Origin of the sequence: Pseudomonas sp. NCIMB 10586, assembly GCF_023127895.1 — a bacterium.
GTDB classification, from domain to species: domain Bacteria; phylum Pseudomonadota; class Gammaproteobacteria; order Pseudomonadales; family Pseudomonadaceae; genus Aquipseudomonas; species Aquipseudomonas synxantha_A.
The window spans coordinates 192,339-214,210 of record NZ_SPKQ01000053.1 but is presented as its reverse complement, the minus strand read 5'-3'; the positions used below and the strand labels follow the sequence as shown (position 1 = coordinate 214,210).

The following is a 21,872-nucleotide window of genomic DNA, read 5'->3' as shown; positions in this document are numbered from 1 at the left end:
CTTCACCGCTACCCTGTAGTCTTCTCCTAAATCCCCCAAGGTGTTGCCCGCTATGATCACTGTTCACCATCTCAACAATTCCCGCTCACAACGTATCCTGTGGGTGCTTGAAGAACTGGGCCTGCCCTACGACATCAAACGCTACCAGCGCGACGCCAAGACCAACCTGGCGCCACCTGAGCTCAAGGCCATTCACCCCCTGGGCAAATCCCCGGTGATCGAAGACGGTTCCCGCGTGCTGATCGAATCTGCCGCAATCATCGACTACCTGATCCGCCGCCACGGCAACGGCCAACTGCAACCCGACCCGGCCACCGACGCCTACGACAGCTATGTGCAATGGCTGCATTTTGCCGAAGGCTCGGTCATGCTGCCGTTGATGCTCAACCTTTATGTGGGTCGGCTGGGTGAAGCGGGCGCACCGCTGCATCCACGGATTGAATCGGAGTTGGCCAACTACCTGGGCTACCTGAATGATGTGCTGGGGCGCACGCCTTACCTGGTGGGCGACGAACTCAGCGGTGCGGATATCCAGATGAGCTTTATCGGTGAAGTTGCCCAGGCCCAGGGCAAATTGCAGGCTTACCCGAACCTGGCGGCGTGGCTGCAAAAGCTCCAGGCGCGGCCGGCTTACCGCAAGGCGGTGGAGCGGGGCGGGGAATATGCGTTCGCCAAATAGCCAGAGGTGAAGAGGACCAATGTGGGAGGGGGCTTGCTCCCGATAGCGGTGGGTCAGCTACAAAAATGCTGACTGACAGACTGCTATCGGGAGCAAGCCCCCTCCCACATTTGGAACCAGGTGAACCTTCGAGTCCTCCAGCGCTCACTTAAGAGGTGGCACTGGTTTTTCTCGAAAGGAATCTGCATGCACTCCACCTCGTCAATCGCGCCCGTAGAGCGTGAACTGAGCCTGCGGGCAGTCATCACCGGGATCGTGCTGGGTATCCTGCTGACCCCTTCCAACGTGTACGCGGGCTTGAAGATCGGCTGGTCGTTCAACATGTCGATCATCGCCTTGCTGATTGGCTATGGCATCTGGCAGGGCCTGGCCCGGCGTTCCGGCGAGCACCTGCCGTGGACCCTGCACGAGAGCAATATCAACCAGACCGTGGCCTCTGCCGCAGCGTCGATCATTTCCGGCGGGCTGGTCGCGCCCATCCCGGCGTATACCCTGCTGACGGGTAACCAACTGGCGGCGCTGCCGATGATCGCCTGGGTGTTTTCGGTGAGTTTCCTGGGGATCTGGATCGCGTGGTACCTGCGGCCTTCATTGCTCAATGACAAGGCGCTGAAGTTTCCCGAAGGCATGGCCACCCTGGAAACCCTGCTGCACATCTACAACCATGGCCGCGAAGCCGCCACGCGCTTGAAAGTGCTGCTCGGCGCGGCGCTGTTGTCCGGATCGGTCAAGTGGGTAGATACCTTTATGTGGGCCTTCCCGCGCTGGTCGCCGAGCCCCGCGTTGGAGCGCCTGACCTTCACCGCAGACCCTTCGCTGCTGTTGCTGGGGTTCGGCGGCATTATCGGCATTCGCGTGGGCCTGACCCTGCTGCTCGGCGCCTTGCTGGCATGGGGCGGGCTGGGGCCGTGGCTGTTGGCCAACGGCTTGGTGAGCCTGCCCGCCGACAGCAACGGTCCGCAATTTGCCGCGCTGGTGGAATGGCTGCTGTGGCCCGGGGTGAGCCTGATGGTGTGTTCCACCTTGGCGTCCCTGGCGATTCGCCTGTGGGCATTGCATCGCTCGACCCGGGCGTCTGGCGGCACGCCGTGGGCGATTCCCAAGCCCGGGTCTGCCGTGGGGTTTGCCTTGGCGATCGCGCTGGTGGTGAGCCTGCAAGCGCTGTTGTTCGGTATCAACCTTGGGATGGCGCTGCTGACCATTCCCCTGGCGATCTGCCTGGCCGCCGTGGCGGCGCGGGTGGTGGGAGCTACCGGTATTCCGCCGATTGGCGCCATCGGGCAACTGTCCCAGCTGAGCTTTGGCATTGTTGCGCCTGGCCAGGTGCCGATCAACCTGATGAGCGCCAACACCGCCGGCGGTTCGGCGGGGCAGTGCACCGACCTGATGAATGACTTCAAGGTGGGCAAGGCGATTGGCGCGACGCCGCACAAGCAAGTGATCGCCCAGATCCTCGGGATTTTCGTCGGCAGCATCGTCGGCGTGTTCGCGTACCTGGCGCTGATCCCTGACCCTCAGACCATGCTGCTCACCGAACAATGGCCGGCCCCGGCCGTCGCCACCTGGAAAGCCGTGGCCCAAACCCTGACCCACGGTTTGGATTCACTGTCCCCCAGCATCCGCTGGGCCATCGGCATTGCAAGCTTGTTCGGCGTGCTGCTGGGCATACTCGACAGCACATTACCCACACATCGCGCCCGCTATCTGCCAAGTGCGGCAGCCCTGGGACTAGCGTTTGTGTTGCCTGCGTCGGTGTCGCTGATGATGGCCCTTGGCGCGATCATGACCTGGGCCGTGAGCTGTCGCTGGCCGAGCGTGACGCAGCGCTTTGCGATCACGGCAGCGGCGGGGTTGATCGCCGGCGAGAGCATTACCGGCGTGGGCGCGTCGTTGTGGCAGATGCTGGGGAGTGGATGAATGGCCCACGTGGGTTTACAACTCTTCACGAATTCAAAAGGCTCATCGTTATAGGCTTGGCGCTGCGATCACTGGATCAAACCCATTCAACTGAGCGTTGAGCCTGCCCCATGAAACTGCCTGCCCTCGCTGCCACGTTTCTCGCCGTTGCTACGCTGCACCCTTTACCCGTGCACGGCGCAGGCCCCATCACCCATGTCGCCATCTACCGTGGCCCGGCAGGTTGCCCGGACTGCTCGGAAAATGTGAAAACCGCCCTGCAGCGTCTCAACCCCAATTACCAGATCGACTTCGTCGGCGCCGACGAACCCATCGACATCACGCCAGAGAACCTGGCGCACTATGACCTCTACGTGCAACCCGGTGGCGGCCAGGACATCCCGGCCGCTCTCGACAGCCTGGGCGATACACGTGCCGAAGCCATCCGCGCTTACGTCGCCAACGGCGGCCGCTACCTGGGCCTGTGCATGGGCGCCTACCTGGCCGACGACAACAACCTCGGCCTGATCCCTCAGGCCATTGACACCGAAGCCGGCCGCCCCGGTTTTGAAGTGACTGGTATCGACGATGCCGCCGTGCGGGTGACGTGGGACGGGCAGCCTGACCATGTGTTTTACCAGGACGGCCCTTACTTCCCCAAAGCCAGCGCCGCGGCGCCCTACAAGGTCATCGCGACCTACCACAATGGCGACGTGGCGGCGGCGCGCTACATCTACGAACGTGGCGTGGTTGTTCTGAGCGGGCCGCATCCGGAAGCCGGCCGAGAGTGGTTTGAAAATGCCGATATCGAGCTGAGCAAGATGCCGCGTGGAGAGCTGTTCGGGTCGTTGATACGTAGCGCGCAAGAGTAGGGCGCCACGCTCGTCACTTCAGGGGGCCACCCTCACAAATGTCGATATCAGACACGATGGCGGCGTAACCAGGCTACTTGCGTCTGGCCTCGGGCACTTAAGGTGAGGGTCATTGGCCGCCCGAGAACAACAAAAACAATGACTAGCCTCAACTGCAACGATTCCAACGGTCAGCTGGCGCAGGGCTTCAAGCCGCGCCATGTGACCATGTTGTCCATCGCTGGCATCATCGGCGCGGGGTTGTTTGTCGGCTCCGGACACGCCATCGCCGCAGCGGGACCGGCGGTTTTACTGGCTTATCTGTTCTCCGGCCTGCTGGTGGTGCTGGTCATGCGCATGCTGGGGGAAATGGCGGTGGCGCGCCCGGACACCGGCTCGTTTTCCACCTACGCCGACCAGGCCATCGGCCCCTGGGCGGGGTTCACCATCGGCTGGTTGTACTGGTGGTTCTGGGTGCTGGTCATTCCCATCGAAGCCTTGGCCGCCGGGCACGTGCTCAACCAGTGGTTCCCTCAGGTCGATGCGTGGCTGTTCGCCTTGGTCTCAATCGTGTTGCTGGTGATCACCAATCTGTTCAGCGTGGCCAAATATGGCGAGTTCGAATTCTGGTTCGCCATGGCCAAGGTGATTGCCATCGTCGGCTTTATCGGCCTGGGTTTCAGCGTGCTCATGGGCTGGATCCCGGATCGTGAAGCCAGCGGCTTGAGCCGCTTGATGGAAGAACACGGAGGTTTTGCCCCCAACGGCCTTTCGGCGGTGGTGGGCGCGTTCATTACCATCATGTTCAGTTTCATTGGTACCGAAGCGGTGACCATCGCCGCAGCCGAATCGAGCAACCCGGCGCAGAACATCGCCAAGGCCACCCGCTCGGTGATCTGGCGCATCGGCGTGTTCTACCTGTTGTCGATCTCCATCGTGATTTCCGTGGTGCCCTGGAACGACCCGCTGCTGGCGTCCGTGGGCTCCTATCAGCGCGCACTGGAACTGATGAATATTCCCAACGCCAAGTTCATGGTCGATGTGGTGGTGTTGATCGCCGTAGCCAGTTGCATGAACTCCTCGATCTACATTTCCTCGCGCATGTTGTTTTCCCTGGGCAAACGCGGCGATGCGCCATCGGCCCTTAAAATCACCTCGAAGGCGGGCGTGCCCCGGGCGGCGGTGATCGCCAGCACCATCATCGGTGCGGGCGTCACGTTGCTGAGCTACTTCATGCCAGCCGGTCTGTTCCAGTTCCTGCTCGCCAGCTCCGGCGCCATCGCGTTGTTGGTGTACCTGGTGATCGCGATCTCGCAACTGCGTATGCGTCGCTTGCTGCTTCGGCAAAACGTCGAGTTGACCTTTCGCATGTGGCTGTTTCCGTGGCTGACTTACCTGGTGATCGTGTTCATCTGCCTGGCCCTGGGGGTGATGATGGTGACGCCCGAGCACCGCACCGAAGTGTCCTCGACCATTGGCCTGGCGTTGGTGATTTCCTTCATCGGCCTGGTCACGTCGCGCCAGCACAACCGGGCAATTAAGCCGGTTGTGGTGGAACAAGCCTGACATTGCAGATTCTTTGTGGGCGGTGTTGTTGTCGGGAGTTGTGCTTGGCGCGATGGCCCTGCCAACTGGGTTGAACCCTGCACCGCCGAACCCCTGTGGGAGCTGTCGAGCTTTAGCGAGGCTGCGAAAGCGGTGGTTCAGACGATGAAGATTTCGCCTGTGCCGCCGCCATCGCAGCCTCGCCGGGGCTCGACAGCTCCCACAGTTGGAATGTGTGCCTTTCGAGAGTTGTGCCTGCCCCTGTCAGAACTTCGTCTGTAGACCCACCCTGAGGGTTCGGCCCGGTGCCGGCATAAAGCTTTGCGCCAGCGGGTCCAGGTAGTAGCGGTCGGTGAGGTTTTGCAGCGAGACATTCAGTTGGGTGTGGTCCTGCAATTTGTAGTTGAGGAACAAGTCCACCAGCGTCACTTCGCGATAGACCAATTGTGGCGTGGTGGCGCCTGCCTGCCAGGGTTTATCGGCGGTCACCGTGGGGCCGGAGGTGTAGGTGATGCGCGTGCCGACCGTCAGCGACTGGTCGAAAAAGCGCACGCCGGTGGTCAGGTTGGCGGCAAAGCGTGGCGGGTTCTGGGTGTTGGTGTAGGAGCCCATGAAACTGCCGGGCGTGCAGTTGGGCGTCTGGCTGGTGTCGCGATAGCGGTTGCTGCTGGCACGCAGGCGAGCGGCGAACGCCGAGTCGCAGGTTTGGGTCTTGAGGTAGTAGGTGGATGACAGGTCGGCAAACACACGGCCGGCATCGTAATGGGACTGCAACTCCAGGCCGCTGGTCTTGAAGCTGTCGGTGTTGCTGAATTGCATCTGGCCCATCAGGCCGGGGCTGGGGTCGTAGTAACGGGTGATGTAGTTTTTGATCGTGTTGTTGAAGTACGCCAGTTTGATCGCCGCCTCATCGTCAGCCACAAACAGGCCTTTTTGGAGGGTGCTGGCGCCGATTTCCCAGTTGCTCGAACGCTCGGGCTTCAAGCCTTTGCCGGGTAGGGTTTGTAATACGCCCTGGCTGGTCTCGAACAGCGACGGCATCCGCAGGCCCTGGGTGTAAGAGGCGTAGACGAAGGTGTCGGGCGCCACCTCCAGATTGATGCCGAAGGCAGGCGCAAATGCACCGCCGCTGTTGCGGTTTTTTCCGGAGTAGTCATAACCGCTGACCACTTCGCCCACCTGGGGCTCATACGCCGTGGTATCCGTGGCCCCGAAATCGTTATAGCGCGGGCCCTCAAATGGGTAGTTGGTGTTACTGAAAACGATGCCGTTGTTCTGGCGCGGGTCGGTAGCGTCGGTGTAGTCCCCGTTCATGTCGGGGAACCAGAGCATGTTGCCGTAGGCCCCGGCGTTCGTGGCTGACACGTAGCGCAACGGGCGCTCTTCCCGGCGCGCCGTTGAAAGCGGCACATGGTCTTGTGTGCGGTAATAGGTATAGCGGCCACCGCCCCATAGTGTCAGGCGGTCCACGGGTTGGTATTCGAGCTTGCCGTTGAGGTTGAATTCCTGGCGTGAACCATCGCGCAAACTGCGGTTGGCGTTGATGTCGTGCTGGGTGGTGACCACGCCTTTTTGCGGGCGCAGCTCTTCGACCTGGAAGCCACCGCCCAAGTCCAGCTTGAGGTCACCATAGTCGCTGGTGAACCGTGAGGTATTGGCCAGGTCACCGCCGATGCGACGGTTGGCCTGACGGCTCCAGTTGCGGTCCGAACGGTAGGCTTGAGAAGCGGGCGCGAGCACTGAAGTCAGTTGGCTGGTTTGCGCATCGGTCATCCACAGGCTGGTGGTAAGGTCCACCAGCGGGTTGTTGGTGGGCAGGTAATGGTAGCGCGCGGTATAGGTGTCGATCCGGGTATGGCCCAGCGGGTACTGGTAGATGCCGCCGGTGCCGAACCGAAAAATATCCGACGGCATGATCTCGCCGATGTGCCCGTTGTAGCGCTGGTAACCGAGGTCGAAGGTGTGCTCGTCGGTGGGGCGGATCGTAGTCTTGAGCAACCAGGATTCAGTCTCGGCCGACGAATTGAGTACTTCTTCGCCGGCGTTATAAGTGCTGGCCACCGTGCTTTCTTCGTCGCCATAGCGGTCGTAGGTACGGTAGCGATCCTGGCCCTTTTTGCCGGCAAAATAGTTGCCTTGATTGCGGTGAGCGTAGGCTGCGACCACATCGAACAGGTCATGGGTGTAGGCAAACGCGGCGCTGCCGGATTCGGCTTGGGAGCCGAACAACCCGCCACGGTTTCGGTGCGGTTCGGCGTACAGGCTGCCCTCGGATGAGTGACCGTCGCGGTAGGCGGGCGCAACGCCGTTGTTCCACGCCTCGCCCTTGAGGCGCAGGCCGATGTTTTGCCCATCGCGCAGAATGTCTTCAACCCCCAGGGTGCGCATTTTAACCGTGCCGCCGATGGCGCTGGAGTCAACGCTGGGGCCCTTGTCGATGGTCACGTCGCTGATCAAATCCGGGTCGATGTAACTGCGCTGTTGGGTGCCGGCATAGCCGCGATACACATCCAGCGCTTGCTGCGCGCCATCCACCGTAACCGCCACGCGGCTCTGGCCCTGGATGCCGCGGATGTTCACATCCAAACCGCCGCCGTTGCGGCTGTCGCCCACCTGCACGCCGGGCTGGCCTTTGAGCAGGTCGCCGGCGGAGATCACGCCGAAGCGTTGCATGTCCTCACCGGAGATATACACGGAGGAACGCGGCGCCGAATACACCTGCTGTTTCTGCGGGTCTTCGCCGGTGACTTTCTGCGTGGGCAGCGCAAGCGCCGTGCCGCCCGGGTACAGCTCGTAGCTGCCATCGGCCAGGCGCTGATAACTCAAGCGCGTGCCTTCCAGCAGCCGTGTCAACGCGGCTTCGGTGGTGAAGTCGCCGGTCAGGCCCTGGCTGCTCTTGCCGGCAGTCAGCGTGGCGCGCCCCGCCATGCTGATGCCCGCCTGTACGCCGAAGCGCGAGAGCACCTGGTCCAGCGTACCGGCGTCGATGTGGAAGTGCTGGCGCTCATCGGCTGCCAACACCGCCGCGCCGTACAGCGGTTGCAAGCCAAGAAACAGCAGGCCGAGCGTGCGGCTGCGCAGAACATGGAGGGGGGAGGTCATGCAGGGCTCCTGAGGGTGAAGGCCCACCTGTTTCGATGGGTTGTTCCCATAGGCCAAGCGACGTGGAAAAAACTGCGCTGTATTACGAAAATATTTTCAGGCCGGCACCACGGTCACCCAATAACGCGTGCGCCGCTCAATGCGCACCGGCAGCGCCTTGGCCAGCAGGGCCAGGGCGGCGTCGGTGTCGTCGAGCTGGAAACTGCCGGTGACGCGCAAGCCTGCAACGGCTTCGCCACAGCGCAGAATCCCTGGGCGATAGCGCGAGAGTTCGGCCAGCAGCGTGTCCAGGCGCATGCGTTCGGCGGGCAGCAAACCCCGCAGCCAGGCCTGGGCGAGGAACCCATCGACAGGAGCCGGCGCGGCGATACCCTGGCTATTGACCTGGGTACGCCAGCCCGCGTCCAGCCGCAGGGGCAGTTGGTGGCCTCGCGCGTGCACCTGCACCAAACCGCGCAGGACCGTCACCTGGGTACCCCGGCGGTCGTGGCGCACCAGCAGATGAGCGCCCGGGCTATGCAGCGTCGCGTCGGGTGTCAGCAGTTGCAGCGCCCGCGATTCGACGGGCGCGTCCAGGGCCATCTCGCCTTCGACCAACTGCACGCTGCGCTGTGCGGCGTTGAAGTCCAGGTTGACCGCGCTGGCGGTGTTCAGCCACAACGAACCGCCGTCGGCCAACCGCCATTCGCGCCGCTCGCCGGTGCCAGTGCTATAAGTGGCCAACGCCGAACGCACCACGGTGGACTGCGCACCCTGCCACGACAGCCCGCCGAGCAGGCCGACGGAGAGCAGTGCCTTGAGCACCTGGCGGCGCTGTTGTGGATCATTGCCGGCAGCTTCCAGCGCCCGTCGCGTGGTGGCATCCGCCAACAGCTTCGCTCCCGGTTGCAACGACAACGGCAAACTGCTGACGCGCTGCCAGGCGTATTCATGTTCGGTATTGGCTTGGCGCCATTGCTGCAAAGCCAAACAATCGGCAGCGTTCATCAGCCCGGATTGGCTTTTGACTAGCCAGTTGATGGCGCTGTCGCGGACCTGCGGATCAACCGGCAGGCTCATTCAAAACGACTCGCGTAACACACGCTGAACGCCTTGCCCATGGCCCTCTGCACCTGAGCCACGCTGAGGTTCAGCTGCGCGGCGATTTGCGGGTAGGTCAAGCCGTCGAGCTGGGACAAGAAGAAAATCCGCCGCACCGGCATCGACAGCCCCACCAGCAATGAGTCGAGTTGCAGCAGGGTCTCGATGGTCAGCAGTCGCTCCTCCGGCGAGGGCTCCAACGCTTCGGGCCGAGCGGCCAGTGCCTCCAGGTAAGCGCGTTCAATCGCCTGACGCCGCCAGCGATTGATCAGCAAATCATTGGCAATCTTGGCCAGAAACGCCATGGGCTGGCGCAGCTCGTCCACCTCCTGGCGCGAACACAACACGCGCACGAAGGTGTCGTGGGCCAGGTCCTCGGCATCGGCACGGTGCCCCAGACGTCGATGCAACCAGCCCCGCAACCAGGTGCGGTGGCGGGTATACAACTGCTCGACCGGCGAGGCGGTGCTGTCGTTGAACATGTGAGATTCGCTTGGCTTAAATGATAACTCTTCTCATCTTATGGGTTTTGGTTAAGGGTTGTACAGCGCTAAGCAGCGTACGCCTGCGCTCAAATCCACTGATCGTTGACTGCCGTCCGCTCTCCGCCTTCGTGTCCGGTGTTCAAGATACCCCTTGGCTCGATCATCATCAGCCTGGCTTCTCCTTCGGCGGCGGTCCTGTGCTCAATGCCACGCGGCACAACATACAACTCACCCGGCTTCACATACACCGGGCCGTCCGGGAGGTCGATACGCAGCGTGCCTTCGAGCACCAGGAACGCTTCATCGGTTTCGGGGTGCGAATGCCAGATGAACTCGCCCTCGATGCGCACCACCTTGAACTGGTAGTCGTTCATTTCGGCAACCACTCTTGGGCTCCATTGCTGGTCGATGAGCGAGGCTTTGTGCGCGAGGTTTACAGGCTGGGCGGGGTGCTGTAATTGAGTCATGCTGGATCCTCTTTTTGGGAGGAGCCAGAGTATCCGGGCGAACGATCAGCGGGCTTGTACGATCCTGCAAGGGGTTCACCTAAAACGTCAGTGCCGTGCCAACCGTACGCGCCAGTCGCCACCGTGCTGGCGTTGGCAGTCTTCTTCACAGTCAAAATGTACACAGCGATTGATAGGCACGGGCGGAATATCGGCTTCGTGCAACGCAGCCGCAGCCAGCTCACGCATGCGTTGATCGGCGCCGGTTGCGAGAGCCCGGTCCTTGTTGGCGCGGGTGTCGAATACCCAGGTTACACGCAGGCTTTGGGGGAAGGCCGTGTAATCGACGGTGTGGGTCAGCCAGGCGAAACCGATGATTTCGCCCTTGGCGGTCTCGCAGGCCTCAGTCAGGCTGGCGACCAGGCGGCGCTCAATGCGTGCGTTGTCGCGCTTGGATGAAGGCATCAGTGGCTCCTCAGGGTACGGCGGGTTTTTAGCGCTGCTGGAAGGCTACTTTCAACCCAAGGCCCATAAACAACGTGCCGATGATTTTCCCTTCCCAGCGGCGCAGCCGGGAAAGCCCCTTGATGCCTCGGCTCAAGGGGCGAATTGCGATGGCCAGCAGGCTGGTGTAGACCGCGCTGAGCCCCGAGAAGATCAAGCCCAGTACCGCGAACTGCACCAGCGACGAGCCCGATTCCGGGTGGACGAATTGCGGCAGGAACGCCAGGAAGAATATCGCCGTCTTCGGGTTCAGCACCTCGGCACCCACCGCCTGGAAAAACGCCTGTCGCGGCGAGACCGCAGGCAGCTCAAGCCGCCCGGAGGTGCCTGACTTGGCCATGAACGCGCGCACGCCCAGGTAGATCAGGTAAGCGGCACCGGCCCACTTCACGGCGTTGAACGCAGTCGCTGAGGTCATCAGAATCGCCGACAGACCCAGTGCGGCGCACAGCGTATGCACCAGATCACCGCATGCCACACCCAGCCCGGTGGCAACGCCGACCTTGCGGCCACCTTGCACGGTACGAGTGATCACCAGCAGCACGGAAGGGCCGGGAATCAGGAATAGGCCGATCACCACGGCGACATAGGTGATGAGCGAGGCGAGTTCGAACATGGGGGCTGTCTCGGTGTAGGCGTGGCCTACAGTAATCCTTATCTGAAGGACGAATGCAACGGCGCCCCAGGCGTGCGCCATGACGATGCGACTGTGGCGCGACCCAGCACCTGCGGCGAGGGAGCTTGGTCCCGTGACTGCCTGGAGGCCGCCGACTATTGGGTGGGGGCGCCATGAGTCTTTCAAACACAGCGTGTCTATCTATTTTATTGAATCATGCAGATGAACGAACTGGGGGCGTTCCTGAGGGGATGTTGGGTTCGCCTTACAGTCCACGGCCAGTTCGGTGAGCGCGATCATTCGATCGTAGCGCACGAGCATCATTTGCACGTAACAACACATCAGGAAGAAAAAAATATTGACCGCTGCTACGGCAAATATCCAATCCATGTGGGCGGTGATCCCGGCGCTGTCCAGGGTTTTGGCAAAGCTTGAGAGGCCGATAACCAAAGCGAGGGCTCCGGGTAAAATACCGACTTTTTCCAAAGCCCCAGTGACCATATAGGTGCGCTTTTCGAAACTGTCGCGTTCGCTTTTCAGTTCCAGTGCCCCAAGCTTCAGGGTTTCTCTGGACAGTGCTACGAGCTCTGGCAAATGCCGTGCTTCCACTTGCATGACCGTTTTTACGTTCCACTCCAAAAGATTGGCGAATGGGGCGGTGAACATTTTCATTAATGAATGGCGGTACAGCAGCACCCCTAGCAAAGGGTAAAGAAACATCGCCAGGTAAGAGAACGCAATCAGCCCCCAGCTCACGCTGAACCACCAGTACGCTTGAAAGGCTTTCCCTAGCCCGGCCAGCACAATCGCAAGGATTGAGGGACCTACCACTGCGAGCCAGAAGTAAAGAACGCCAAATCGGTAATCCCAGCCAGCTTGATTTTGCTTGCGACTGTTGCGGATCGTTTGTTTATAGGTCTGCTCGATTTGGGCGTTGATGTGCAGGTATTTTTCAATTTCAGAGGTCATGGCTTTCCTTGGGTGTTATCTGCCGGTTGCTTGGCATTCTGTCGATTCCATTCGTAGGATGAGCGGCTGGAGCAACCACGGTCGTGAATCGTGGAAATGGGTTGTAGGGGGCTCATTTATTATAAGTGTTGATCAACGATCTCAACGTATGGTCCTCCCAAACACCAGCAATCTTCAGATAGGCTCGCGCATGTCCTTCCTTCTCAAACCCCAGCGACTCCAGAAGGCGTTCACTTCGCACATTGCGGGGCAGATGATTGGCCATGATCCGATGAAGCCCCAACTGCTCAAAGCAATGACGGTTGGTGACCTGAAGTGTTCTTTTCATCAGGCCACGGCCCTGGGCAGATTCCGCCAACGAAAAGCCGAGATGACAGGCCTGAAAAACGCCCCTCACAATGTTCGTGTAGTTACACCGCGCTAGAACCTCTCCGCTCTCGGGTTCAAGCAAGAGGAAACACAGAGCGTTGCCAGCCTGCATATTGTTTACCTGCTGCTCGACCCTGGCCTTGGCGTTGCCAGTGGTGAAGTATTCCTCATCCCTGAGCGGCTCCCAGGGTTGCAGATGCCTGCGGTTGACGCTTTCGTAACGGCTGATCCTCTCGAAATCGTCGCGGCACAATGGCCGAAGGCAGTAGCCCTCAACGCAATAATCCATAAGCCCCTCCAGATTTACCAATGGCCCCCACCTCACTGCGTAGCCGCAAAGAATAGCGCCGCTGCGCGTAAAGCGACCCCTTTCACTGCAAACAGGTCTACCATGCCAGCCCCGGCAGTGGTTTCACTCGCTCCCGAACTCCATTTTTCAAGGTAGCGATAATGTCCATCGACCAGATCTCCCTCCCCAAAGGCGTCGGCCCTCACGCCGCCAAGCTGCTTGACGCTATTACTGGCGCCTCGACCCATGAAGAACTTAACCGTGCTGGCGGTAAAGCCGAGGGTTTTGTGCTGGGGCTGGAGGCCACCAAGGCGATCAAAAGCCAAATTGCAGAGTCGTTGTATGTGGCGTATGACGATGCGGCGAGCAATCGGGCTGGTGAACTGAAGGGCTAGTGCAGTCAGCCCATGGTTCCGGAATGAGCGCCAATCGCCGGAATAGGCTGACGAACATAATAATTGTCGAATTCACTGCTTTCGATGAACTGGAAGCCATGGCGGGTATAAAAGCGATTCGAAGCGCTTTCTTTGAGAGCCCCCACTTTAATAGGAAGCGCAGCCGCATCCGCCTCTTTGAAAATCTGAGAGAGAACAGCAGACCCTACCCCTGACCCTTGCGCGCCCGGCCTGACATACAAGTGGTCGAGCAAGAGTTCATTGGGGTGATGTTTGACCACGACGAAACCCACCCTCTCTCCAGCTGCCTCAATATAGCGTGTGTCGCGAGCTTCAAAGCCGCCAAGAAACCGCTCCCGCGCACGCACTGGGTCAAATCGCCCAACACGCTCCAGACTTTCGCGCATGGCCTCGATTCGAATGGCTACCAGATTATCCAAGTCGCTATGTTGAGCGGGGACCAAAATGATGGGGGAATTTTGATTGGGTGCGACGGGCATATTGTGTGCTCCAACTACCATCCTGGGGGCTCAGTATAGAGAGCCTGATACTGATGAAGCGACCTGCATGGTATGTTCACGGCATACATGGAGTAACGGACCTCAGGAAGGAAATTGCGATGCCAATGGACACCCACCCAATCCGCATTCTCTCGCAACGCCTTAGCATCGAGCCCTTCTGCGAGCAGGACGCTGTTGAGTCCTTCCCTTGTATCACTGCGTCTCTGACTCGCTACATGTCCTGGGAACCGCCTGTCTCGCTAGAAGAGTACGCGCAAGTCTGGGGGCAGTGGCTGCCTGCGATAGCGGATGGCAGCGATATTGTGTTTACGGTCAGGGAGCGGGTGAATGCTCGTTTTGCCGGCTTGGTCGGGCTGCACCATACCGGCAGTGAAACACCGGAGTTGGGTGTCTGGATTCGTGAAGATAAACATGGGTTGGGGTTTGGTGGTGAAGCGGTGCGGGCGGTTGTTCAGTGGGCTAGCCAGTGGGTAATGGCAGAGAGCTTCATCTATCCTGTTGCGACGCAGAATCGTGCGAGTCGACGTATCGCCGAAGCTTTGGGGGGAGTTGTCATTGAGAGGCGGATGGCGGAGAAATATGATTCGGTTGTGTACCGGATACCGGTGGTTTAGCTCTCTGGGTATCAGGTTGGCCGATTGCTGTCCTTCACGAACGGCAGAAATCGGCCAAAAGCGGCCTCTTCCAGCGACATGGCAGCGACATTGCCCTAGTCTCCTGCGGGTATTTTCTTATGCGACAGGAAATAGGACTGTCGAGATGTGGATGGCCAGATGCTATTGCAGCGGCTCAAGCGTTATGGCATGAAGCTGTCTTCCATTCAAAGCCTCGTACGACCAGTCGGTGGCGCCTAGCTCCAAGGAAGGAAAAATGGTTTACGTAATTCATAGTTGGGATGACATCGCGGATGATTTCGACGGAGGCAGCCTCATCGTCGGAAACGGTGCGAGCATGGCTGTCGATAGAGGGTTCGGCTACGGGAGCCTTTTAGAACAGGCGCGAATCCTCGGTCACTTCACTCAGGAAGTAGAAGAGCTCTTCAAGTCGTTTGAGACGGTCGATTTCGAGTTGGTGTTGAGATTGGTCTGGCATGCTACCAAGGTTAATGGTGCTCTTACCATACCCGATTACCGAACTCGGCAGGTCTATCAAGATATCCGGAGAGCGTTAATCGAAACGGTACGCGCTGTCCACCCAGAACATGGTGATGTGGCTGCCCGGTTGCCCAGCATGTATCGCTTTTTGAAGCGGTTTCAAACGGTGTTGTCGTTGAACTACGATCTTCTTGTGTACTGGGCGATGACCTATGGAATGAGCGTCGACGACCAGCATCTACTCAAAGACTGTTTCTTGAATTCTAGATTTGATGACGACTGGACTCGGTTCAGGGAGCCGTACAGGGAAAGAACAAACACTTTGGTTTTTTATCCTCACGGTAGCTTGGCCTTAACGCGCGACGTTGTGGATAATGAGTCCAAAATTCATGATCAGGGCGCGGGCTTGCTCTCAGCCATCCTGAACACCTGGGCTACGGGACGGAGCATTCCTCTCTTTGTGAGCGAGGGTACTGCGACACAAAAACTCGCAGCAATCCGCAACAGTTATTACCTGTCCACCGTGTATCGGGAAGTCATCCCTTCGCTCTCTGGCCCCCTTACGATTTTCGGGTGGGGCCTTGGTGAGCAGGAAGCTCATCTGCTTCAGCGACTGACCTTGGCAAAAGTGACACGGGTTGGATGTTCGGTTTATGGACGGAGCCAAAGGACATGTGATCACGCCTATCGGACTCTAAGGGACAACCTTGGAGAGATCGATGTTGCATTCTTCGACAGCACGAGTGCCGGTTGGCCTGTTGGCGTGTAACGGAAAGGCGCTCTAGGTAAAAAGATCAAGACGAATCGAGAGAGTTGCATGAAGAAGTCGCTGTTGTTGGCATTAAGCAAGTACAATCCAATTCCCGAAACACTGCGAGGGACGCACATCGGGCAGACAGTCAATGATCTCGACGTGGACTTGGCTGGCCTGTATCACCATTATTACATGGACAATTATGGTATCGAGCCACCGTCACCTGATCCCGCACAGTTCGAGTATCTTAGATTCCTAATGCCGGATACGGATTTCCGCTTCCAGGGTGGAGGTTTAACGATCTCAACCAGCGCGAGACGCAGCACGTCTACCCAACTCGGGCAAGCGTTTTGTAGATGGTTCATGCATGAGCATCTTGGTATCAAATACTTCGCGCACATGGGCAGCCTGATTGGAACCCATAGCCCGTCATTTCATGGGTTCGCCGTAGAACGCTCTCAACCGGGAGACACTCCAGATTATCTATGTAGCGCCGGTTCGGGTTCAGTCGCAGTCGCAGAGGCGAAAGGTCGCTACACGCCGATCAACTTCAAAAACAAAGAATTTGACAGCTGGCGGCAACAGTTCACCAGAATCAGAGTACTAGACAAAACAGGTACGCCGGTGAGTGTTAAGGGGCATATCGTAGCGACCCGCTTTGCCACCGAGTATCGTGCCCGAGTTGACAGCAAGCTCTACGCAGAGGATCCGATCACCGAAGGTCAAGAGCCCATTTCCCAGCAAACTGAGGTGCTGCTTTCAAAGCAAATTGCCGCTAGCCATTATGCTGATGTCCTTTTAAAGCTCGATCAGCCACATATGTCTCACGCCCTCAGAAATCAATTATCCATGGAGTCGCAGATTCGGATTACGGCAACAATCTGGGAGTTCAGCCTAGGAAAGTTGGGATCTAAGCTATTCGTAGGTGGCTATCATGGAGGGCGACCAGATCATCAGTTAATCGAGCTTGTTGACGATCGGATCGTTCATCATCGGTCTGACCTATTCAGACTGGGGGCTCACAGCGGGACGTTCGTAGGTCTTGAACTATCGGTGTTCAAACATTTGGTGCAGGTGTGCAGAGGTGCTGATCGCTTACTCGAAGACTCCATGCCAGAGGTGAATTCTGTCGACGGGGTCTACAGTGGCGTGAGTATGCTTCGAGACGGCTCGATTATTGGTCCGTTGCCGTTCTTCAATCCTTCCAGACTTGCGCTGTTCTGAAGGTATGGTAATCCCCCTTGCGCCCTAATTAATAAGGGTGGAGGGCTAGGGCTTCTCATCATTAAATCCGAGCTGATGGATGAAGAGAAAAATATCTCGGGCTCTGCAGAGAGTGCCATGGTTGACTCGGCCCAAAGCGACTCTCGAGAGAGCAAGTCCTGGCTATATCAGTCGAGAGATGCGGCTACGTCTGCACGATAATTCAGAGCAATTCGAAAACCTTCAAATCTACCCTGAGCACATTGTTGTCTAAATATTACATCACCGATGCGTGGATACCGTCTGGCCGAAAAGCGGATCGTGGCAAAGATCCGCTTTGGGGCGATTGCTGCCAGGCAGGAGCAATACCAACGGCTTTATCGGTGCTGGATTGGACTGACTACTGATTACCCCCCTTTCTCTATCTAGCCTGTAGCCGACAACGATTTGCCCCGTACCAGTTTTGTACCGGCGCCGGCTACTCGTCTCTCTAAACTGTTAATTTTTTCGCGTCCGACTAGGGCATACGTACGTATTTGGCATTTGATACCAGGGGTCCACACATGCGCTGACCATACGTAATCTGACAACTGTCTTTCCCGCCCTGTAGCAAATTTTAAACGACCTCTCTGTGGTGCCTGTTACGGAAAAAAAAGGGGACGGATTTATTTCTAGGAAAATAAATCTGTCCCCTTTTTCGTACCGCCGGACCAAATGAGTGAGTCGCGTCGGCTTTCGTAATCACTGCCGAGAGTCGTATGGGGCGAAAGCAGTAACACATGACCGGCAGCTTTCGACCGATTCTGTTGAAAAAGTAGCTCCCCTATCTGGCCTGCGGCAAAATATCTGCATTGGCCAGCAGGGAAGCACACAGCATGATGGGACAGTTATCGAGTGGGCAGGATCGGCTGTTTTACTCGTTCAACCTTGAAGATCACATTCCAGCCAATCACCTTCTGCGTAGCATTGATCGGTGTCTCGATCTGAGCGACCTGCGCCATTACCTCGCCGATTTCTATAGCCCGATTGGGCGTCCGTCGATTGATCCCGAACTGATGATCCGCATGCTGATCGTGGGCTATTGCTACGGCATTCGCTCCGAGCGGCGGTTGTGCGAAGAGGCCCATTTGAACCTGGCGTATCGGTGGTTCTGCCGGTTAAGCCTTGAAGATGAAGTCCCCACTCACTCGACCTTTTCCAAAAATAGACACGGCCGTTTTCGGGACAGCGATCTCTTTCGCTGGCTGTTCAATGAAGTGCTGCGTCGTTGCATGGACGCAGGCTTGGTCAAAGGTGAAGGCTTTGCCGTAGACGCCAGCATCATCAAAGCGGATGCCAGCCGGCAGCGCGGTGTACCGGGTGATGAACAGGTCAACTGGAGCGATCTGGCCCTGAGCACCCGCGCCGTGCGTGAGTATCTCGAGGCACTCGATGAAGAGGCTCTGGCCGAAACGCTACCGAAGCGCCTATCGCTGACTGATCCTCAAGCCCGCTGGACCGCAGCTCCAGGCGGCCCAGCTTTCTACGCCTACTCCACGAATTATCTGATCGATACCGAGCACGGCGTGATCATGGATGTGGAACCCACACCGGCTCATCGAACCGCAGAAGTCGAGAGCACCAAGACAATGATCGATCGGGTCGAAGCGCAGTTCGACATCAAGCCAGAGCGCCTTATTGGCGACACCGCTTACGGTACCGCGCCGATGCTGGCCTGGATGGTGGAGGAAAAAGACATCGAGCCGCATGTGCCGGTGTGGGACAAAACCGAGCGTAAGAACGACAGTTTTTCGAGCAACGATTTCCACTGGAATGAAGAGGCTGAGGAATACCGCTGCCCGGCCGGCAATGCATTACGCAGCGAATGGCGAGCCTTCAAAAACGAGCGTTCGCACGTCACCAAAGCCAACACCATCATCTTCCGATCTCGACAGGCCGACTGCGTAGCCTGTCCGATGAAGGCCAAGTGTTGCCCCAACACTGCGTTTCGCAAGATCGTCCGCAGCGTCCATGAAGCCGCTCGTGATGTGGCTCGACGCATCGCAGCGACGCCGGCGTATCAGCGCTCTCGCCACGAACGTAAAAAGGTCGAAATGTTGTTCGCCCACCTCAAGCGCATCCTGAAACTGGATCGCTTGCGACTACGTGGCATGAGTGGCGCGTCCGATGAGTTCACGTTGGCCGCCGCGGTGCAGAACCTGCGACGTCTGGCCAAATTTTCATCTCAAGGGCCACCAGTCACGGGATAGGTGCGCCTGCACCAAGTAAAAAACCTAAAATTAACCCAATAACAGAGCAGCAAAGGTCACCGAAGGGCCGAAAAACCACTCAATGTGGTGAGTAGGCTCTCCGGTGGTGGTCGTGCCTGAGTTCAGGCCATTTGAAAATCCGACTTTTTCAACAGAATCGGCCGATAGCAGTCGCCGCTCTCGTCATCGCAGAGGGCTTTGTGCCGAGGCTGAATCCCCCAATGCCATCAAGCGCCAACTCGCCGAGTCGTTGTACATGGCTTACAACGACGCGACGAGTCATCGGTCTAATGAGCTGAAGAGCTAATCATCAGCCAGGGCAGGGTGCTTCGCGGTCCAGGAGTCTGGCGGTAAGGAGTACGCCCAGTTCGCTCAGTTGGTGGATGGCGAGAGCGATGTCGCGGTGTTTGCCGTTGAGGTCTTCGGACAGGTCGAGCAGCAGGGTGCTGACGCTGGTGAAGGTTTCGTAGCTGTTGGTGATGAGGGTTTCGTTGCTGGCGTTGGGGGCGACGGTGAAGAGGGTGATTGAATCGTTAACCATGGTTAAGTTCCTTGCTTGGGCCACTTTCCCATCGCTACTAAACAATAGGGGCGGTAGCTGTACGCAGGTTAGTAGACCGGTGGAACCTAACAAAACCGGCGCGTCCGAGGACGCCCTACGCACAGCCACCATCAAGCACAGACGGGAACGTCTGATGGATGAAGCGTGTGCACTTGTTAGGTCTAAAGGTGGGCTACTAAACCCGAATCACTGAACAATTCAGCGACCGAGCCACCTTAGAGACGGCCACCCCAGCGCACAAGCCGGCGGATTCTGACGCACGCGTAGGCAATGGAGCAAGGCGCGGTGTGGAAATCGGATTTTGCCTTCAGGCGCTGCGTTATCGTTTGGGTTTTTCGCGAGCAAGCTCGCTCCTACAGAAGTGCCATATTCCGGTGTTATGGTTGGCGCTGACGATGGAGGACTGAACATGACATTGACTGTCGACACCTTGCTCGAATTGGCCATGGCCAACCCTATCAATGCGCAAATCACCGCGCGCCTGCCGGATCTGGGTGTGCAGCAGTGCATGCTCACGGCGGGCTGTTTGTTCCAGGCGGTGTGGAACCATCAGGCGAATCTGCCGGCGGCTCAGGGCGTGAAGGACTATGACGTTTTTTACTTTGACGAGGACCTGTCCTACGAGGCGGAAGACGCGGTAATTCGTGCGGCGCAGGTGCTATTCCAAGACCTGGGGGTGAATGTGGAGGTCAGGAATCAGGCGCGGGTGCACCTTTGGTATGGGCAGCGGTTTGGCCGGCCCTATCCACAGTTGCATTCGGCCAGGCAGGGCGTTGATCGGTACCTGGTGGCGGGCACGTGCATTGCGCTGGAGATTGCCTCCGGCGAGGTGTATGCGCCTTATGGCTTGGAGGATGTGGAGCAGGGGGTGTTGCGGATCAACCCTTTGCACGCAGAGCCCGAGCTGTTTTTGCACAAGGCCAGGAGTTATCAGGCGCGTTGGCCGTGGCTCAAGATTGTCGAGCCGGGCTGAGCCCCCGCTCACAAATCCAGTAACCCCCCGAGTACGCCGCAGCCTATCACCACCAACCATGGCGGCAGCTTCCACACCATCAGCGCGACCAGTGCGAGCAACGCCAGGGCCACGTCATACCCGTTGAAAATCGCGCTGGTCCACACCTGCTGGTACAGCGCCGCCAACAACAGGCCCACCACCGCCGCGTTCACCCCGGCCAGCGCCGCCTGGGTGCGCGGGCTTTTGCGCAGGTTGGCCCAGAAGGGCAAGGCGCCGAAGATCAGTAGAAACGACGGGGTGAAGATCGCCAGCAGCGCGATCACCCCGCCAAGCCAACCGCTCGGGGCGTGGGTCATGGAGGCGCCGAGGAAGGCGGCGAAGGTGAACAGCGGGCCGGGCACAGCCTGGGTGGCGCCGTAACCGGCGAGGAATACATCGTTGCTGACCCAGTGGCTGGGTACCACTTCGGCTTGCAGCAACGGCAACACCACGTGGCCGCCGCCGAATACCAGCGCGCCGCTGCGGTAGAAGGCGTCCACCAGCGCCAGCGTGGGGTTGAGCGCCCATGCGGCGAGGAGTGGCAAGCCCACCAGCAACAACAAAAACAGCATCAACCACAGGGCCCCGGCACGGCGGCTGATGGCGATGAGCAGCGCGTCGGGCTCGGCACTGCTCTGGGGCTTGAACAGCAACAGGCCGGCCACGCCTGCGACCACCATGACCCCGACTTGAGCCCAGGCGGAGGGTTGCAGCAGCACCACGCAGGCGGCGATCAACATCAACGCCACCCGTAAAACGCCTCGGCACAGGTTGCGTGCCATGCCCCATACGGCCTGGGCCACCACCGCTACGGCGACGACCTTGAGGCCGTGCAGCGCGCCATGGGGGAGGGCGCCGCCGTAGTGGGCCAGCCCCAGGGCAAACAGGATCAGGGCGATGGCCGACGGCAAGGTGAACCCGGCCCAGGCTGCCGCCGCGCCCCGGTAACCCGCGCGGGACAGGCCCAACGCGATACCGACCTGGCTGCTGGCCGGGCCGGGCAGGAATTGGCACAGGGCGACCAGTTCGGCATAGCTGCGCTCGCTGAGCCAGCGGCGGCGGCTGACGAACTCTTGGCGAAAATAGCCCAGGTGCGCAATCGGCCCGCCGAAGGAAGTGAGGCCCAGGCGCAGGAAGATCAGGAACACTGACCAGGGGCTGCTGCGGTGATCGGCAAGCTTGGGCAAGGGGGCGTCTCGGGCAACGATGCTGGATGTTGCCGACCATAACCAATTTTCATGACGCGCAGAAGAGCGGGTATTTTGCTGC

The 21,872-nt window shown here is 59.0% G+C and carries 21 protein-coding genes; 10 read left to right on the top strand and 11 right to left on the bottom strand.

Features of this window, described 5'->3' with window-relative positions; genetic code table 11:
- The first annotated feature begins 52 nt into the window (after positions 1-52).
- From E4P01_RS28050 to E4P01_RS28035, 4 genes are all read left to right on the top strand, one after another.
- A complete protein-coding gene (locus E4P01_RS28050) occupies positions 53-679 on the top strand; it encodes a glutathione S-transferase (RefSeq protein WP_216091841.1) in 627 nt (208 codons plus the stop codon).
- Positions 680-865: 186 nt separating this feature from the next.
- Complete coding sequence (locus tag E4P01_RS28045; protein WP_216091840.1) at positions 866-2,596, top strand: OPT family oligopeptide transporter; 1,731 nt, start codon at positions 866-868, stop codon at positions 2,594-2,596.
- Between the two features lie 110 nt (positions 2,597-2,706).
- Positions 2,707-3,447 carry a BPL-N domain-containing protein gene (locus tag E4P01_RS28040; protein ID WP_216091839.1) on the top strand — a complete coding sequence of 247 codons (741 nt, stop codon included), beginning with the start codon at positions 2,707-2,709 and terminating at the stop codon, positions 3,445-3,447.
- 138 nt (positions 3,448-3,585) lie between these two features.
- Positions 3,586-4,992, top strand: a complete 1,407-nt coding sequence (locus E4P01_RS28035; protein WP_216091838.1) for an amino acid permease — start codon at positions 3,586-3,588, stop codon at positions 4,990-4,992.
- Between the two features lie 243 nt (positions 4,993-5,235).
- Here E4P01_RS28035 and E4P01_RS28030 read toward each other — a convergent pair whose 3' ends face one another.
- From E4P01_RS28030 to E4P01_RS27995, 8 genes are all read right to left on the bottom strand, one after another.
- Positions 5,236-8,073 carry a TonB-dependent receptor gene (locus tag E4P01_RS28030; protein WP_216091837.1) on the bottom strand — a complete coding sequence of 946 codons (2,838 nt, stop codon included), beginning with the start codon at positions 8,071-8,073 and terminating at the stop codon, positions 5,236-5,238.
- A gap of 96 nt (positions 8,074-8,169) precedes the next feature.
- On the bottom strand, positions 8,170-9,132 hold the full coding sequence (locus E4P01_RS28025; RefSeq protein WP_216091836.1) for a FecR domain-containing protein: 963 nt from the start codon (positions 9,130-9,132) through the stop codon (positions 8,170-8,172).
- Positions 9,129-9,635 (bottom strand): sigma-70 family RNA polymerase sigma factor, encoded by a 507-nt coding sequence (locus E4P01_RS28020; protein ID WP_216091835.1) that lies wholly within the window; start codon positions 9,633-9,635, stop codon positions 9,129-9,131. The genes E4P01_RS28025 and E4P01_RS28020 overlap by 4 nt, the downstream gene beginning before the upstream one ends.
- Before the next feature lie 89 nt (positions 9,636-9,724).
- On the bottom strand, positions 9,725-10,105 hold the full coding sequence (locus tag E4P01_RS28015; protein WP_216091834.1) for a cupin domain-containing protein: 381 nt from the start codon (positions 10,103-10,105) through the stop codon (positions 9,725-9,727).
- A gap of 87 nt (positions 10,106-10,192) precedes the next feature.
- A complete protein-coding gene (locus E4P01_RS28010; protein ID WP_216091833.1) occupies positions 10,193-10,549 on the bottom strand; it encodes a hypothetical protein in 357 nt (118 codons plus the stop codon).
- 28 nt (positions 10,550-10,577) lie between these two features.
- Positions 10,578-11,204 carry a LysE family translocator gene (locus E4P01_RS28005; RefSeq protein ID WP_103733754.1) on the bottom strand — a complete coding sequence of 209 codons (627 nt, stop codon included), beginning with the start codon at positions 11,202-11,204 and terminating at the stop codon, positions 10,578-10,580.
- A 201-nt stretch (positions 11,205-11,405) separates the two neighbouring features.
- Positions 11,406-12,173, bottom strand: coding sequence for a hypothetical protein (locus E4P01_RS28000; RefSeq protein ID WP_216091832.1), 768 nt, complete (start codon positions 12,171-12,173; stop codon positions 11,406-11,408).
- Positions 12,174-12,285: 112 nt separating this feature from the next.
- On the bottom strand, positions 12,286-12,831 hold the full coding sequence (locus tag E4P01_RS27995) for a GNAT family N-acetyltransferase (RefSeq protein ID WP_216091831.1): 546 nt from the start codon (positions 12,829-12,831) through the stop codon (positions 12,286-12,288).
- Positions 12,832-12,992: 161 nt separating this feature from the next.
- On the opposite strand from E4P01_RS27995, the gene E4P01_RS27990 reads away from it, so the two are divergent.
- Positions 12,993-13,226, top strand: a complete 234-nt coding sequence (locus tag E4P01_RS27990; protein ID WP_003192651.1) for a hypothetical protein — start codon at positions 12,993-12,995, stop codon at positions 13,224-13,226.
- Positions 13,227-13,231: 5 nt separating this feature from the next.
- Here the strand turns inward: E4P01_RS27990 and E4P01_RS27985 are convergent, their stop codons facing one another.
- Entirely contained in the window at positions 13,232-13,726 is a 495-nt protein-coding gene (locus E4P01_RS27985) for a GNAT family N-acetyltransferase (RefSeq protein ID WP_216091830.1), read from the bottom strand.
- Between the two features lie 119 nt (positions 13,727-13,845).
- On the opposite strand from E4P01_RS27985, the gene E4P01_RS27980 reads away from it, so the two are divergent.
- The 4 genes from E4P01_RS27980 (at position 13,846) to E4P01_RS27965 (ending at position 19,047) form a co-directional block, all read left to right on the top strand.
- The gene (locus E4P01_RS27980; RefSeq protein WP_216091829.1) at positions 13,846-14,361 is read left to right on the top strand and encodes a GNAT family N-acetyltransferase; all 516 of its coding nucleotides are present in this window, start codon (positions 13,846-13,848) and stop codon (positions 14,359-14,361) included.
- A 256-nt stretch (positions 14,362-14,617) separates the two neighbouring features.
- The gene (locus E4P01_RS27975) at positions 14,618-15,610 is read left to right on the top strand and encodes a DUF4917 family protein (RefSeq protein ID WP_216091828.1); all 993 of its coding nucleotides are present in this window, start codon (positions 14,618-14,620) and stop codon (positions 15,608-15,610) included.
- 48 nt (positions 15,611-15,658) lie between these two features.
- Positions 15,659-16,819 (top strand): hypothetical protein, encoded by a 1,161-nt coding sequence (locus E4P01_RS27970; protein WP_216091827.1) that lies wholly within the window; start codon positions 15,659-15,661, stop codon positions 16,817-16,819.
- 854 nt (positions 16,820-17,673) lie between these two features.
- A complete protein-coding gene (locus E4P01_RS27965) occupies positions 17,674-19,047 on the top strand; it encodes a transposase (protein WP_216092181.1) in 1,374 nt (457 codons plus the stop codon).
- A 310-nt stretch (positions 19,048-19,357) separates the two neighbouring features.
- Here the strand turns inward: E4P01_RS27965 and E4P01_RS27960 are convergent, their stop codons facing one another.
- Complete coding sequence (locus E4P01_RS27960) at positions 19,358-19,588, bottom strand: DUF6124 family protein (protein WP_216091826.1); 231 nt, start codon at positions 19,586-19,588, stop codon at positions 19,358-19,360.
- Between the two features lie 430 nt (positions 19,589-20,018).
- Between E4P01_RS27960 and E4P01_RS27955 the strand changes: the two genes are divergently transcribed.
- Entirely contained in the window at positions 20,019-20,582 is a 564-nt protein-coding gene (locus E4P01_RS27955; protein WP_216091825.1) for a nucleotidyltransferase family protein, read from the top strand.
- A gap of 8 nt (positions 20,583-20,590) precedes the next feature.
- Here E4P01_RS27955 and chrA read toward each other — a convergent pair whose 3' ends face one another.
- Positions 20,591-21,790, bottom strand: a complete 1,200-nt coding sequence (gene chrA, locus E4P01_RS27950; protein ID WP_216091824.1) for a chromate efflux transporter — start codon at positions 21,788-21,790, stop codon at positions 20,591-20,593.
- Between the last annotated feature and the right edge of the window lie 82 nt (positions 21,791-21,872).

Excerpts from the sequence above, each read along its gene's own strand:
- E4P01_RS28050 (WP_216091841.1), top strand. The coding sequence starts at position 53 with ATGATCACTGTTCACCATCTCAACAATTCCCGCTCACAACGTATCCTG.
- E4P01_RS28025 (WP_216091836.1), bottom strand. The coding sequence starts at position 9,132 with ATGAGCCTGCCGGTTGATCCGCAGGTCCGCGACAGCGCCATCAACTGG.
- E4P01_RS28000 (WP_216091832.1), bottom strand. The coding sequence starts at position 12,173 with ATGACCTCTGAAATTGAAAAATACCTGCACATCAACGCCCAAATCGAG.
- E4P01_RS27990 (WP_003192651.1), top strand. The coding sequence starts at position 12,993 with ATGTCCATCGACCAGATCTCCCTCCCCAAAGGCGTCGGCCCTCACGCC.
- E4P01_RS27965 (WP_216092181.1), top strand. The coding sequence starts at position 17,674 with ATGATGGGACAGTTATCGAGTGGGCAGGATCGGCTGTTTTACTCGTTC.
- E4P01_RS27980 (WP_216091829.1), top strand. The coding sequence starts at position 13,846 with ATGCCAATGGACACCCACCCAATCCGCATTCTCTCGCAACGCCTTAGC.
- E4P01_RS28030 (WP_216091837.1), bottom strand. The coding sequence starts at position 8,073 with ATGACCTCCCCCCTCCATGTTCTGCGCAGCCGCACGCTCGGCCTGCTG.
- E4P01_RS27985 (WP_216091830.1), bottom strand. The coding sequence starts at position 13,726 with ATGCCCGTCGCACCCAATCAAAATTCCCCCATCATTTTGGTCCCCGCT.
- E4P01_RS27960 (WP_216091826.1), bottom strand. The coding sequence starts at position 19,588 with ATGGTTAACGATTCAATCACCCTCTTCACCGTCGCCCCCAACGCCAGC.
- E4P01_RS28010 (WP_216091833.1), bottom strand. The coding sequence starts at position 10,549 with ATGCCTTCATCCAAGCGCGACAACGCACGCATTGAGCGCCGCCTGGTC.
- E4P01_RS27995 (WP_216091831.1), bottom strand. The coding sequence starts at position 12,831 with ATGGATTATTGCGTTGAGGGCTACTGCCTTCGGCCATTGTGCCGCGAC.
- E4P01_RS27975 (WP_216091828.1), top strand. The coding sequence starts at position 14,618 with ATGGTTTACGTAATTCATAGTTGGGATGACATCGCGGATGATTTCGAC.
- E4P01_RS28040 (WP_216091839.1), top strand. The coding sequence starts at position 2,707 with ATGAAACTGCCTGCCCTCGCTGCCACGTTTCTCGCCGTTGCTACGCTG.
- E4P01_RS27970 (WP_216091827.1), top strand. The coding sequence starts at position 15,659 with ATGAAGAAGTCGCTGTTGTTGGCATTAAGCAAGTACAATCCAATTCCC.
- E4P01_RS28015 (WP_216091834.1), bottom strand. The coding sequence starts at position 10,105 with ATGACTCAATTACAGCACCCCGCCCAGCCTGTAAACCTCGCGCACAAA.
- E4P01_RS28035 (WP_216091838.1), top strand. The coding sequence starts at position 3,586 with ATGACTAGCCTCAACTGCAACGATTCCAACGGTCAGCTGGCGCAGGGC.
- E4P01_RS28020 (WP_216091835.1), bottom strand. The coding sequence starts at position 9,635 with ATGTTCAACGACAGCACCGCCTCGCCGGTCGAGCAGTTGTATACCCGC.
- E4P01_RS28045 (WP_216091840.1), top strand. The coding sequence starts at position 866 with ATGCACTCCACCTCGTCAATCGCGCCCGTAGAGCGTGAACTGAGCCTG.
- E4P01_RS27955 (WP_216091825.1), top strand. The coding sequence starts at position 20,019 with ATGACATTGACTGTCGACACCTTGCTCGAATTGGCCATGGCCAACCCT.
- E4P01_RS28005 (WP_103733754.1), bottom strand. The coding sequence starts at position 11,204 with ATGTTCGAACTCGCCTCGCTCATCACCTATGTCGCCGTGGTGATCGGC.